Source organism: Sphingopyxis sp. (genome assembly GCF_019459305.1).
Classification (GTDB): Bacteria; Pseudomonadota; Alphaproteobacteria; order Sphingomonadales; family Sphingomonadaceae; genus Sphingopyxis.
This window is the reverse complement of sequence record NZ_JAIBES010000043.1, coordinates 1-12,991: the sequence shown is the minus strand read 5'-3', so window position 1 is coordinate 12,991 and position 12,991 is coordinate 1. Positions and strand designations below refer to the sequence as shown.

Here is a 12,991-nt window from a genome sequence, read left to right as displayed (position 1 = left end):
ATTGGCCTGGGCTATCAAACCCGCGCGCGGCTGGTGGCGTTGCGCCACCCCCGCCCGGGCGGCGCCGAAACGCAACCCCACGCCGCCGGTGGGGCCGCCAACTGACCGTCAATAATCGGGTTCAGCGCCGCCCAACACCTTTTGCGCCTGCGCGGTGAGCCACGCCATCGCCGCCGCCCACGGCTGATGCCCATGGCTGATCCGCGCGACGCCGAGGCTCGCCAACTCCTCGTGCGTTGGCCCGCCCTTGCCGCGCAGGATGTTCACCGGCAGCGGTGAGGCGTCGCAGATCGCGGCGATGCATTTGGGGTCGAGCAAGAATGGCACGAACAGCGACCCTGCGCCCGCGTCGGCGTAGGCACGCGCGCGCTCAATCGTTGCGGCGACGAGCGCCTCGCCGTACTGCGCGGCATCGGCGCCGCGAAAGATGTCACAGCGGGCGTTGACGAAGATGCCGGTATCGGTCGCGGCACGGTAACGCGCGGCCGCTTCGGCAACGGGCAGCAGGGCCGATTGGCTGGGCAGCCGGTCCTCCATGTTGATCCCCGCCGCGCCCGCATCCATTGCGCGGCCGACCGACGCGCCGACCGCCGCCGGGTCGGCACCATAGCCCGATTCCATGTCGATGGTGACCGGCAGGTCGGTGACCGCCAGGATGCGCGCCAGATTCTCGAACACATCTTCGACCGGAAAATCCTCGCCATCGGCGCGGCCTTGTGCGCCCGCGACCCCGAAGCTGCCCGTCGCGATCGCTTTGGCGCCCGCCGCGGCGACCGCCTTGGCACTCCCCGCGTCCCAGATGTTGACGAGGATCAACGGGTCGCCGGGGACATGCAATGCGCGGAACTCCGCAATCTTGTCGGACATCAAAAGCTCTCCCTTTTCAGCAATTCTTCCTTGATCGGCAGGCCATAGGCATAGCCGCCGAGCGTCCCGTCGCTGCGCACCACCCGGTGGCACGGGATCAGCACCGCGACATTGTTGGCGCCATTGGCGCTGCCCGCGGCGCGCACCGCCTTGGGCTTGCCGACCGCGGCGGCGATGTCGGCATAGCTACGCGTCTCGCCCGCGGGGATCTTGCGCAGTTCGCGCCACACCGCTTCCTGAAAGGCGGTGCCCTTCACGTCGATGGGGATATGGTCGAAACCGTCGGTGGGGGCTTCGACCGCGGCGACGACCTGCTTCAGCAGCGCGGCGAATTCGGCGCCGCCCTCGACCAGTTCGGCGGCGGGGAATCGTTCTTCAAGCGCCTCGCGGCCTTCCGCGAACGAAAGGCGGCACACCCCCTTGTCAGTCGCGGCGACCAGCATATCGCCCAGGCTCGTCGGCAACACCGCCCAGTGGATAGTCACCCCCTTGCCGCCGTTCACCCACGCCGAAGCCGCCATCCCCATCCGTCCCTCCATATTGTCATAGAATCGCGACGGCCCCGAAAAGCCCGCGTCGTAAATCGCATCGGTCACCCGGCCGCCCTCGCTCAGCGCCTGCCGCGCACGTTCCTCGCGCAGAGCGCGGGCATAAGCGGCGGGCGACAGGCCGGTATGGCGCGTAAAGACGCGCTGGAAATGCGTCGGCGAATAGCCGGTACGACCAGCCAGATCGGCGAGCGCCAGCGGCTCCTCGCTTGCCTTGATCGCGTGGATCGCCGCGAGCACCGCGCCTTCGTCGCGCGCGACATCGTCGGGCAGGCAGCGCTTGCACGGGCGCAGGCCGGTCGCGCGCGCCGCGGCGCCATCGGCAAAGAAGCGGATATTGTCGCGCAGCGGGTGGCGCGCGGCACAGCTCGGCCGACAATAGATGCCAGTAGTCAGCACCCCGGTAACGAACCTCCCGTCGAGCGCGCGGTCGCGGCGGAGCACCGCCGCCCAGCGCGCATCGTCGGTCATGGTCTCAGCGGCGCTCATACCCCGTCCCTCTCGATCCGCGCCGCGAAACAGCCATGCGCGGCGTTGTGCGCGTCGATATAGGCGATGCCAGCGTCGGCGAACAGATCGCGGATCGCGCCATCGGCCTCGCCCGGACCCGCGAGCCGCGCGGTTTGCAGCATGCCGTCGGCAGCGAACGCACGCAGCGCGATGGGCCGACCCTCGAACACCGGCGGAACGGTATCGCGATAGCTTGCCGCGTCGACGCCCGGCCGCACATAGATCGCATAGGCGCTGCGAAATGGCGTTTCGACATCGTGGCTGGTGTGGTGGAGCAGGATCAGCTCCTCTCCGGCACGCGCATCCTGCAGGCTGATACGGCACGGAAAGCCGCTGTTAGCGGTTGCAGTGACGCGGCGCGCGTTGATCGCGGCGAGTTCGGCGTCATCGAGCGCGAACAGCGGGGCAAAGCGGTCGGGACTGAGTCCCTGGATCGAATAGGTCATCGGGTCTTTCCTTCTTCTGCGGTCGCCGCAGTCTTGCCACCACCGCGCCCACTGGTGCGTCCCGATGCTTGCGTTCAAAGTTGGCGGGGCTAGGGTGCGCGCCATGACCCGCCTCCTTGCGTTGCTGCTCGCCCTTCTGACCGTCACCGTTCCCGCGCACGCCGCCGACGACATCAGCGCTGCGTCGCGCAGCGTCGTGCGCGTCGTCACCGTCGCGATGGTCGACGGCGAGGTGGTCGGTTTCGGCCATGGCAGTGGCATCGCAATTTCGCCGACACGCATCGTCACCAACGCGCATGTCGTCGAATCGGCGGTCAAATATCCAAACAATGTCGCGCTCGGCGTGGTCCCGTCGGAGGGGCAGAAAAGCTATGCCGCGAAACTGATCGCGATCGACACGGCGCGCGACTTGGCGCTGATCGAAATCACCGAGGCCCGCCTGCCTGCCGCCGCGATCTACACCGGCCCGCTCGAATCGGGCGCCGATATCGTCGCGCTCGGCTATCCGGGCAATGTCGATCTCGCGACCGCGCGCAGCGCCAACGACTATATCACCCCGCGCACCCCGACGCGCAGCGAAGGCAATCTGTCGAACACCCAGAGCGTCGACGGGGTGGCGATGCTGATCCACACCGCCAAGATCTCACGCGGCAATTCGGGCGGCCCGCTCGTCGATGCGTGCGGGCGGATCACCGGGATCAACACCGCGATCACCCGCGCCGACGACGGCGATTCGCCCTTTGCCTTTGCGATCGCGGGGCGCGAACTCACCCGCTTTCTGACCGACGCGAACCAGCAATATGCCAGCGTCGGCACCCCGTGCCTGTCGCTTGCCGAGGCCGATGCGCGCGACCGCGCCGCGATGGACGCTGAACAGCGCGCGAGCGCCGAGGCCAGCGCCGCCAAGGATGCCGCCGCAAAACTCGACCGTGACCTGAAACAGGCGCGCGCCGAGGAAGAAGCCCTGGCGTCGCGCGAGAACCGCATTGCGCTTGCCGGAGTAATGTTCGTGATCGGCGCGCTGGCAGCGGGCGCCGGGCTGCTTTTCTATAGCCAGCAGAATATGCGCAATGCGAAGATCGCAGGCGGCGCAGGGGCGGTGCTGATGCTAGGCGCCGCGGCGCTGTTCGTCACCCGCCCCGACGCACGCGCCGAGCTTGCGGCGGACAGTACGCCGCCGCCCGCTACTACCGAACCCAGGCTGGCCGAGGGCAATTTCCTCTGCACGATTCGCACCGATCGCAGCCGGATTACCGTGTCGGCAACCACCGACGTGCCGGTGACGATCGGCGCGGGGGGCTGCGTCAACGACCGCACCCAATATACCAAGGGCGCCGACGACCGCTGGCAGCGCATCCTGGTCCCCAATGAGGAAGCGACCGTCACCGTCGCGTCGATCGATTCGACGGGGCGCGATTATCGCGTCGACCGCTATCTGCTCGACGCCGAAGCGATGACCAAGGCGCGCGAGATCCGCGCCGGGATAACGCTCAAAAGCTGCACCGCCGACCCCGACGCGCTCGCAGGCCTCGCCGCACAACAGGATGCCATCCGCAGCGCGCTGCCTGCCAGCCCGAACGAACGGCTCATCTATCGTTGCCAGCCCGCGGCGGGCGGCGGCGCGGGAAGTTAATCCCCCGAGTGTAGCGGGCGGTCGGTCAACGCGTTGACCCAGTCGGCAAGGATTGCCTGCGCCGCCGCAGTGTAGGCCACCTCATGCCCAACGCCCGCGACCAAGGCCACCGTCGCATCGGGACGCGCGCGTCGCAGCCTCGCCAGATTGGCGGGCCTGACCAGCGTATCGCCGTCGCCGTGCATCAGGAACACAGGCGCCTTCATCCGCGCCAGCTTGCCGACATTGTCAAAGCGGTCGCGCACCAGCCACCGCGGGAAGAAAGGCATCGCCTCCCCTACAACGTCGGGCAGGCTGGAAAAGCCCGACACCAGCATCAGCGCCGCTACTTCGTGGCGCAGCGCCATTTCGGTCGCCGGTCCCGACCCGATCGAATTTCCGACGATAATGACGTCGCGCGCCGGGATCCGCTGCGCCGACAGCCAGCGTATCGCGGCGTCGCCGTCACGATACAGCCCCGCCTCCCCCGGCGATCCGGGATTGCCGCCATAGCCGCGATATTCGACGAGCATCAGCCCGTTGCCGTTCGCCGCAAGCCCGCGCGTCGCCTCGATCGCGCCGAGCAGATTGTCGCCATTGCCATGGAAGAAGAGGATTGTGCGCTGGCCCGGCTGCGCGGGGCGGTGGAAAGTGGAAAGCCGCAGCCCGTCGTCGGTCTGCGTGTGGACCAGCCGGAAACCCGGCGGCGGCGCCTGCGGATATTGGCTCGGCGCCGGAAAGATCAGCCGCCGCTGCTGCGTGTAGAGCAGCGCCGTCGCCGCAATCATGAGAATGAGCGCGAAAACCAGCAGGCTGATCGCGCTCTTCATTTGTTATCGAAGGGCAAGGCCATCGCGGATGCGGATCGCCGCATCGGCGGGCGCGACAACGCCTGTGTCGATCTCGATCGCCGCAGCGATCAGCGGATAGGTGAAGGCGCCCTTTGCCTCCAGGTCGCGCAGCAAAGTCAGCGACGACAACTTGCCGCTCGCCTGCCGCGACTCTGCTTCGATCCGCGATTCGACGACTTCGCTCGCGCAGCGCAAGCCCACGAAATCGACCCGCCCACCCGCAGCCTCGACCAGCGCTGCGACGTGCTGCGGAAAATCAGGAGCAACACTGGCTTCGGGATGGAAGGTAAAGATCAGCGAGCGCTTCTCCGTCGCTGCCGCGCGGAAGACAGCGAGCCACATCGCCTCGCGCAATTGGACGAAGACATCACTTTCGAACGGAAAGACCGCGAGTAGCGCATCCACGATCAGGTGATTGTGGAATAGCGGTAGTCCGGTGAGAGCAGCGAGCTCGCGCGCTACCGTCAGCTTGCCGCTTGCTGCGGGGCCGTGGATGAATACAAGCCTCATCCACCGCACGCCTTGAACAGCATCAACGTGCGCTCGCGTGCCAGTTCGGCGCTTGGTTCGTGATAATCCTTGCGCCGGTCGCTGTTGAAACCGTGGCCCGCCTCGTAAACGAAGATCTGCGCGGTCGGATGCTCCTTCGCGATCAGTGCCTCGACCCCCTCCATCGGGATGCCGCCGTCGAAGCGGCCGAAATGGGCGATCGCGGCGCAGCGCGGCGCGTCATCCTTGAACATCGTCGGGACGAGGCTGCCGTAATAGGCGCTGGCCGCGGCGACATCGGGGCTGATCTGCGCCATCCGCCACGCGACCGATCCGCCATAGCAAAAGCCGGTGATAAACACTGGCCCTTTCGATTTCAGCGCGTCGACGCACGTCTGCGCATCCTTCAGGCTCTGCTCGAACGGGTGCAACTCGCGCGCCAGCTGGACGGCACGCTGGAACTGCGGCCCCGAATAATCGCTCTCGAACCCGGGATGCTCGCGATCGAACAGTGCGGGGGACAGCACCTCATAACCGTCGGCGGCATATTCGTCGCACAGCTCGCGGATATGATCGGTGACCCCGAAGATTTCCTGCACCAGCACGAGCCCGCCGCAGCGCTCGCCGGTCGGCCGGGCATGATAGACCGCGATTTCAGCGCCATCGTCCATCGTCATCCGAATCATTTCGCCCACAGCCTTCACCCCTCGTCCGTTCGCGCTGAGCTTGTCGAAGCGCAGTCCTTCTTGGGCGCCTTTTGGAGAAAGAGCGGCCCTTCGACAAGCTCAGGGCAAACGGCATTGGGGACGGACTCTGATTCGCCCCACCCCCGCCTTGCATTGCAGCAAAATCGTTGCTAGGCGCGCCGCGACTTCGCTGCGGGGGATATTTCCGAATATCCGCTTAAAACCCGCGCGGCCCATCCCCCACGGGATCGTAGCAAAGGACTTTCACGCGTGGAGAATTCCGGCGGCATTCAAGGCAACATCACGGCGGGCCTCGCGGGCCGCTATGCGATCGCTTTGTTCGATCTGGCGCGCGAATCGAACGCGATCGACGCGGTCGCCAAAAGCCTCAGCGACCTGCGCGCAGGCCTCGCCGAATCGGCCGACCTGGCGGCGCTGATCGCCAGCCCGGTTGTCGGGCGCACCGATGCCGCCAATGCCATCGGCGCCGTCGCAAAAGCGATGCAGATCGATTCGCTGACCGCCAAATTCCTCGGCGTGCTCGCGGAGAATCGCCGTCTGGCTGACCTGCCAAAGATGATCGACGCGTTCGACGCGATCGTCGCGAACCATCGCGGCGAAGTGACGGCCAAGGTCACCAGCGCGCACCCGCTTTCCGCCGGGCAGCTCAAAGAGCTGACCGCGAACCTCAAATCCCGTGTCGGGCGCGACGTTTCTGTCGCGACGACCGTCGATCCCGCCATCCTCGGCGGCCTCGTCGTCCAGCTGGGCAGCCAGCTGATCGACGGCAGCATCCGTACCCGTCTCAATAGTTTCGCCCAGGCGATGAAGGGCTGAAAGCCCGTACGCCCAATTGCCCCGATGAAAGGCTAAACAATGGAAATCCGCGCCGCTGAAATCAGCAAGGTCATCAAGGACCAGATCGCCAATTTCGGCACCGACGCCACGGTCAGCGAAATCGGTCAGGTGCTGTCGGTCGGCGACGGCATCGCCCGCGTTCACGGGCTCGACAATGTCCAGGCCGGTGAAATGGTCGAATTCGCCAATGGCGTGCAGGGCATGGCCCTGAACCTCGAAGCCGACAACGTCGGCATCGTGATCTTCGGCAGCGACGCCGAGATCAAGGAAGGCGATCAGGTCAAGCGCACCGGCACGATTGTCGACGTCCCCGTCGGCAAGGGCCTGCTCGGCCGCGTCGTCGATGGCCTCGGCAACCCGATCGACGGCAAGGGCCCGATCAAGGCTGACAAGCGCATGCGCGTCGAAGTGAAGGCGCCGGGCATTATCCCGCGCACCTCGGTGCACGAACCCGTCCAGACCGGCCTGAAGGCGCTTGACGCCCTCGTCCCCGTCGGCCGCGGCCAGCGCGAACTGATCATCGGCGATCGCCAGACCGGCAAGACCGCCGTCGCGATCGACACCTTCATCAACCAAAAGGCCGCCAACGCGGGCGATGATGAGTCGAAGAAGTTGTACTGCATCTATGTCGCCGTCGGCCAGAAGCGCTCGACCGTCGCGCAGATCGTCCGCCAGCTTGAAGAAAATGGCGCGATGGAATATTCGATCGTCGTCGCCGCGACCGCGTCGGAACCCGCCCCGCTGCAGTTCCTCGCGCCCTACACCGGCTGCACGATGGGTGAATTTTTCCGCGACAACGGCATGCACGCCGTCATCGTCTATGACGATCTGTCGAAGCAAGCCGTCGCCTATCGCCAGATGTCGCTGCTGCTGCGCCGCCCGCCGGGCCGCGAAGCCTATCCGGGCGACGTTTTCTATCTGCACAGCCGCCTGCTCGAGCGCGCCGCAAAGATGAACAGCGACAATGGTTCGGGTTCGCTCACCGCGCTGCCGATCATCGAAACGCAGGCAGGCGACGTTTCGGCGTATATCCCGACCAACGTGATTTCGATCACCGACGGCCAGATCTTCCTCGAAACCGGCCTTTTCAACGCCGGTATCCGCCCGGCGATCAACGTCGGCCTGTCGGTCAGCCGCGTCGGCTCGGCCGCGCAGACCAAGGCGATGAAAAAGGTGTCGGGCTCGATCAAGCTCGAGCTCGCGCAATATCGCGAAATGGAAGCCTTTGCCCAGTTCGGTTCGGACCTTGATGCGTCGACGCAGAAGCTGCTCAACCGCGGCGCGCGCCTGACGCAGCTGCTCAAGCAGGCGCAGTTCCAGCCGATGCCGTTCGAAGAGCAGACCGCGTCGATCTTTGCCGGCACCAACGGCTTCCTCGACAATGTCGCGACCACCGACGTCAACCGCTACGAACAGGCGATGCTCGCCTATCTGCGCAGCGACCACGCCAATGTGCTCAAGACGATCCGCGACACCAAGGATCTGGGCGACGACGCCAAAAAGGGTCTGGTCGCGGCGCTCGAAGCGTTCGGCAAGATTTTCGCTTAAAACTGTTCCCCGGCGCAAGCCGGGGCCCACAGAGATCCCGGCTTTCGCCGGGACACAAGGATAGGGCTTCATGGCCAGTCTGAAGGAACTCAAAGGGCGGATCGGCTCGGTCAAATCGACCCAGAAGATCACCAAGGCCAAGAAAATGGTCGCCGCGGCCAAGCTGCGCCGCGCGCAGGCGGCCGCCGAAGCCGCGCGCCCCTATGCCGAACGGCTTGAGGGCGTCGTCGCAAGCCTAGCGTCGAAGGTCGGCGGGTCCGATTCGGCGCCGCAACTGCTCGCGGGCACGGGCAAGAGCGACACGCATCTGCTCGTCGTGCTCAACAGCGACCGCGGCCTCGCGGGCGCGTTCAACTCGAACATCGTCCGCGCCGCGCGCGACAAGGCGCTCGACCTGCAAGCCCAAGGCAAGAAGGTCCTCTTCTTCCTCGTCGGACGCAAGGGCCGTCCGGTCATCGCGCGGCTGTTCGCGGGCCAGATCGTCGAGCAGTACGAGACGACCGGCATCCGCGACATCGGCTTTGCACAGGCGCAGGACATCGCTGCCAAGGTGATGGAGATGTACGAAGCCGGCGCATTCGACGTCGCGCATCTCTTCTATTCGAAGTTCCGCTCGGCGCTGCTGCAGGAAGCGACCGGCCAGCAGCTGATCCCGGTTCCCGCCCCCGTCGATGTTCCGGCATCGAGCGGCGCCGCGGTCGAATATGAACCCGACGAGGAAGCGATCCTCGCCGACCTGTTGCCGCGCAACATCACGATCCAGATCTTCAAGGGTCTGCTGGAAAACGCCGCGTCCGAACAGGGCGCGTCGATGACCGCGATGGACAATGCGACGCGCAACGCGGGCGACCTGATCAACAAGCTGACCATCATTTACAACCGCACGCGTCAGGCGGCGATTACCACTGAACTGATTGAAATCATCGCGGGCGCCGAAGCGCTCTAATCGATCAACCCAAGGAAGAAGACCATGGCAACCGCTCCCGCTCCCGAGAAGAAGGCTCCGGCCAAGAAGGCCGCCGCGCCCAAGGCTGCTGCGCCGAAGAAGGCTGCTGCGCCCAAAACCGCCAGCACCGGCATCGCCACCGGCCGCATCGCGCAGGTCATCGGCGCCGTCGTCGATGTGCAGTTCACCGGCACCCTGCCCGCGATTCTGAACGCGCTGGAAACTGACAACAACGGCAACCGCCTCGTGCTCGAGGTTGCACAGCACCTCGGTGAAAACACCGTTCGCACCATCGCGATGGACGCCACCGACGGCCTGACCCGCGGCCAGCCGGTTCGCGACACCGGCGCGCAGATTTCGGTGCCCGTCGGCCCGCAAACGCTCGGCCGCATCCTCAACGTCATCGGCGAGCCGATCGACGAACGCGGTCCGGTCGTCACCGACCTCCGCTCGCCGATCCATGCCAAGGCGCCTGAGTTCGTCGACCAGTCGACCGAATCGAGCATTCTCGTCACCGGAATCAAGGTCATTGACCTGATCGCGCCTTACGCCAAGGGCGGCAAGATCGGCCTGTTCGGCGGCGCCGGGGTCGGCAAGACCGTTCTCATTCAGGAACTGATCAACAACATCGCCAAGGGCCATGGTGGTACGTCGGTGTTCGCGGGCGTCGGTGAACGCACCCGCGAAGGCAACGACCTTTATCACGAATTCCTCGATGCCGGCGTTATCGCCAAGGACGCCGATGGCAACCCGACCCCCGAGGGTTCGAAGGTGGCGCTGGTATTCGGCCAGATGAACGAACCCCCGGGCGCCCGCGCCCGCGTCGCGCTGTCCGGCCTGACGATCGCCGAATATTTCCGCGACGTCGAAGGCCAGGACGTGCTGTTCTTCGTCGACAACATCTTCCGCTTCACCCAGGCTGGTTCGGAAGTGTCGGCGCTGCTCGGCCGTATTCCCTCGGCCGTGGGTTATCAGCCGACCCTGTCGACCGACATGGGCGCGCTGCAGGAACGCATCACCTCGACCAACAAGGGCTCGATCACCTCGGTGCAGGCCATTTACGTACCCGCGGATGACTTGACCGACCCGGCGCCTGCGACCTCGTTCGCTCACTTGGACGCGACGACGACGCTGAACCGCGCGATTTCGGAACTTGGCATCTATCCGGCGGTCGATCCGCTCGATTCGACCAGCCGGGTGCTGACCGCCGCGATCGTCGGGCAGGAGCATTATGAAACCGCCCGCCGCGTTCAGGAAACGCTGCAGAAGTACAAATCGCTGCAGGACATCATCGCCATTCTCGGCATGGACGAGCTTTCGGAAGAAGATAAGCTGGTTGTCGCCCGCGCGCGCAAGATCCAGCGCTTCCTCAGCCAGCCGTTCCACGTCGCCGAAGTCTTCACCAACATCCCCGGCAAGTTCGTGGCGATCGAAGACACGGTGAAGTCGTTCAAGGCGGTGGTCGACGGCGAATATGACCATCTGCCCGAAGCGGCCTTCTACATGGTCGGCGGCATCGACGAAGCGGTCGCCAAGGCCGCAAAGCTCGCCGAAGACGCGTAACAAACCTACACCCCTCCCGCGCGGGAGGGGTTTAAGGACATATCATGGCTCTGAAGTTCGAACTCGTCACCCCGGCCCGCCTCGAGCGGTCGATCGAGGTTTATATGGTCACCGTGCCCGGCGCCGAGGGCGATTTTTCGGTGCTCGAAGGCCATGCACCGTTCATGGCAACGCTGCGCAACGCGCCGCTGACCATCTATGCCGCGCAGGGCGCCGCGCCCGAGGTGATCGAAGTCGAAGGCGGCTTTGCCGAGGTCAACGAGTCGGGTCTGACCGTCCTCGCCGAGCATATCGCCGGCTGATCCTTTCCGCCGTCCACGGCAGAAGCAAAGCCCGCATCTCCATCGGATGCGGGCTTTTTTATGTCAGCGCCACAATCACCCCGCGCATTAGGACAATGTCAAAGTTTCCACTTTATTCACCGTGTCGGATGGGGGTGCGTCAGCCATAGGCGGCGATCCCTTTGACAGGATTTGGAAAACAGGACAAAGCGAATGAGTGCATTCGGACGCCGACCCGGAACCGCTGGCCGCCCCGCCTTTGGCGTGGCCAAGCCGATGCAGGGTGGATCGGGCATGGGTGGCGGCGCGCAATTCCCAGCCATCGACACGCCGCCCGCGATCGAAATCCCGAAAATGCCGTCGCACCTGTCGCCCGAAGAAGAGGCGATGGAGCGGCTGAACCTGCGCTCGACCGCCGATATGGCCGAGCCCGAAAAGGCGCAAGGGTTCGAAGCCAGCGTTCATAAGATCAAGGAACAGGTGCTGCCGCGCCTGCTCGAACGCGTCGATCCCGAGGCCGCGGCGACGCTGTCGAAGGACGAGCTGACCGAAGAATTCCGCCCGATCATCCTCGAAGTGCTCGCCGAGCTGCGCATCACGCTGAACCGCCGCGAACAATTTGCGCTCGAAAAGGTGCTGGTCGACGAACTGCTCGGTTTCGGCCCCCTCGAAGAATTGCTCGCCGACCCCGACATTTCGGACATCATGGTCAACGGCCCGTACCAAACCTATATCGAAAAAAAGGGCCAGCTGGTCCTCGCACCGATCCAGTTCCGCGATGAACAGCATCTTTTCCAGATCGCGCAGCGCATCTGCAACCTCGTCGGCCGCCGCGTCGACCAGACCACCCCGCTCGCCGACGCCCGTCTCAAGGACGGCAGCCGCGTCAACGTGATCGTCCCGCCGCTGTCCTTGCGCGGCACCGCGATCTCGATTCGTAAATTCTCGGCCAAGCCGATCACGCTCGACATGCTGTGCCAATGGGGCGCGATGAGCCAGAAGATGTGTACCGCTCTGAAAATCGCGGGCGCCAGCCGCTTCAACATCGTCATCTCGGGCGGTACCGGTTCGGGTAAGACGACGATGCTCAACGCCCTGTCGAAAATGATCGACCCCGGCGAGCGCGTGCTGACCATCGAAGACGCCGCCGAACTTCGCCTGCAACAGCCGCACTGGCTGCCCCTCGAAACCCGCCCCGCGAACCTCGAAGGCAATGGCGCGATCCACATGGGCGACCTCGTCAAGAACGCGCTGCGTATGCGCCCCGACCGCATCATCATGGGTGAGGTCCGCGGCGCCGAGTGTTTCGATCTGCTCGCCGCGATGAACACCGGTCACGACGGATCGATGTGTACGCTGCACAGCAACAGCCCGCGCGAGTGCCTGGGCCGAATGGAAAATATGGTGCTGATGGGCGACGTAAAGATACCGAAGGAAGCGATTTCGAAACAGATCGCCGATTCGGTCGACATGGTTATCCAGATCAAGCGCCTGCGCGACGGGTCGCGCCGCGTCACCAACGTCACCGAGGTGATTGGCATGGAAGGCGACGTCATCGTCACCCAGGAATTGTTCAAGTTCGAATATCTCGACGAGGACAAGGACGGCAAGATCGTCGGCGAATATCGCGCCATGGGTCTGCGCCCGTACACACTGGAAAAAGCGCGTCAATACGGGTTCGATCAGCCATATCTTGAGGCGTGTCTGTAACATTTCGTCGCGCCCGCGAAGGCGGGGGCCGCTGTCGGCCTCGCACTACATCTCTTGCGGCCACCGCCTTCGCGAG

Annotated in this window: 13 protein-coding genes; 7 read left to right on the top strand and 6 right to left on the bottom strand. The window is 65.0% G+C overall.

What is annotated here, in order from left to right:
• Window positions 1-108: 108 nt before the first annotated feature.
• From K0M74_RS04635 to K0M74_RS04625, 3 genes are read right to left on the bottom strand one after another with little or no spacing between them, the layout of a single operon-like run.
• Complete coding sequence (locus K0M74_RS04635) at window positions 109-867, bottom strand: isocitrate lyase/phosphoenolpyruvate mutase family protein (protein WP_293968572.1); 759 nt, start codon at window positions 865-867, stop codon at window positions 109-111.
• A complete protein-coding gene (ada, locus tag K0M74_RS04630; RefSeq protein ID WP_293968570.1) occupies window positions 867-1,904 on the bottom strand; it encodes a bifunctional DNA-binding transcriptional regulator/O6-methylguanine-DNA methyltransferase Ada in 1,038 nt (345 codons plus the stop codon). Before ada ends, K0M74_RS04635 begins: the two co-directional genes overlap by 1 nt.
• Window positions 1,901-2,371 carry a DUF1203 domain-containing protein gene (locus K0M74_RS04625; protein ID WP_293968568.1) on the bottom strand — a complete coding sequence of 157 codons (471 nt, stop codon included), beginning with the start codon at window positions 2,369-2,371 and terminating at the stop codon, window positions 1,901-1,903. The genes ada and K0M74_RS04625 overlap by 4 nt, the downstream gene beginning before the upstream one ends.
• 103 nt (window positions 2,372-2,474) lie before the next feature.
• Between K0M74_RS04625 and K0M74_RS04620 the strand changes: the two genes are divergently transcribed.
• Complete coding sequence (locus K0M74_RS04620; protein WP_293968566.1) at window positions 2,475-4,004, top strand: serine protease; 1,530 nt, start codon at window positions 2,475-2,477, stop codon at window positions 4,002-4,004.
• Here K0M74_RS04620 and K0M74_RS04615 read toward each other — a convergent pair.
• Genes K0M74_RS04615 through K0M74_RS04605 form a run of 3 tightly spaced genes read right to left on the bottom strand, consistent with a single transcriptional unit; the run spans window position 4,001 to window position 6,009 of the window.
• Window positions 4,001-4,813, bottom strand: coding sequence for an alpha/beta hydrolase (locus K0M74_RS04615; RefSeq protein ID WP_293968564.1), 813 nt, complete (start codon window positions 4,811-4,813; stop codon window positions 4,001-4,003). The two genes, K0M74_RS04620 and K0M74_RS04615, sit on opposite strands and share 4 nt — an antisense overlap.
• A 3-nt stretch (window positions 4,814-4,816) precedes the next feature.
• Window positions 4,817-5,344 carry a shikimate kinase gene (locus K0M74_RS04610; protein ID WP_293968562.1) on the bottom strand — a complete coding sequence of 176 codons (528 nt, stop codon included), beginning with the start codon at window positions 5,342-5,344 and terminating at the stop codon, window positions 4,817-4,819.
• Entirely contained in the window at window positions 5,341-6,009 is a 669-nt protein-coding gene (locus tag K0M74_RS04605; protein ID WP_293968574.1) for a dienelactone hydrolase family protein, read from the bottom strand. The genes K0M74_RS04610 and K0M74_RS04605 overlap by 4 nt, the downstream gene beginning before the upstream one ends.
• Before the next feature lie 270 nt (window positions 6,010-6,279).
• Here K0M74_RS04605 and K0M74_RS04600 point away from each other — a divergent pair, with 270 nt between their 5' ends.
• The 6 genes from K0M74_RS04600 to K0M74_RS04575 all read left to right on the top strand — a co-directional run bounded on the left by K0M74_RS04600 (window position 6,280) and on the right by K0M74_RS04575 (window position 12,915).
• Window positions 6,280-6,846 (top strand): F0F1 ATP synthase subunit delta, encoded by a 567-nt coding sequence (locus tag K0M74_RS04600; RefSeq protein ID WP_293968560.1) that lies wholly within the window; start codon window positions 6,280-6,282, stop codon window positions 6,844-6,846.
• Between the two features lie 39 nt (window positions 6,847-6,885).
• A complete protein-coding gene (gene atpA, locus K0M74_RS04595) occupies window positions 6,886-8,415 on the top strand; it encodes a F0F1 ATP synthase subunit alpha (protein ID WP_293968558.1) in 1,530 nt (509 codons plus the stop codon).
• A 70-nt stretch (window positions 8,416-8,485) separates the two neighbouring features.
• Entirely contained in the window at window positions 8,486-9,361 is an 876-nt protein-coding gene (locus tag K0M74_RS04590; protein ID WP_088443022.1) for a F0F1 ATP synthase subunit gamma, read from the top strand.
• Between the two features lie 24 nt (window positions 9,362-9,385).
• A complete protein-coding gene (atpD, locus tag K0M74_RS04585; RefSeq protein ID WP_293968555.1) occupies window positions 9,386-10,924 on the top strand; it encodes a F0F1 ATP synthase subunit beta in 1,539 nt (512 codons plus the stop codon).
• 44 nt (window positions 10,925-10,968) lie between these two features.
• Window positions 10,969-11,226 (top strand): ATP synthase F1 subunit epsilon, encoded by a 258-nt coding sequence (locus tag K0M74_RS04580; protein ID WP_293968553.1) that lies wholly within the window; start codon window positions 10,969-10,971, stop codon window positions 11,224-11,226.
• A 192-nt stretch (window positions 11,227-11,418) separates the two neighbouring features.
• Window positions 11,419-12,915 carry a CpaF family protein gene (locus K0M74_RS04575; protein WP_293968551.1) on the top strand — a complete coding sequence of 499 codons (1,497 nt, stop codon included), beginning with the start codon at window positions 11,419-11,421 and terminating at the stop codon, window positions 12,913-12,915.
• Window positions 12,916-12,991 lie beyond the last annotated feature (76 nt).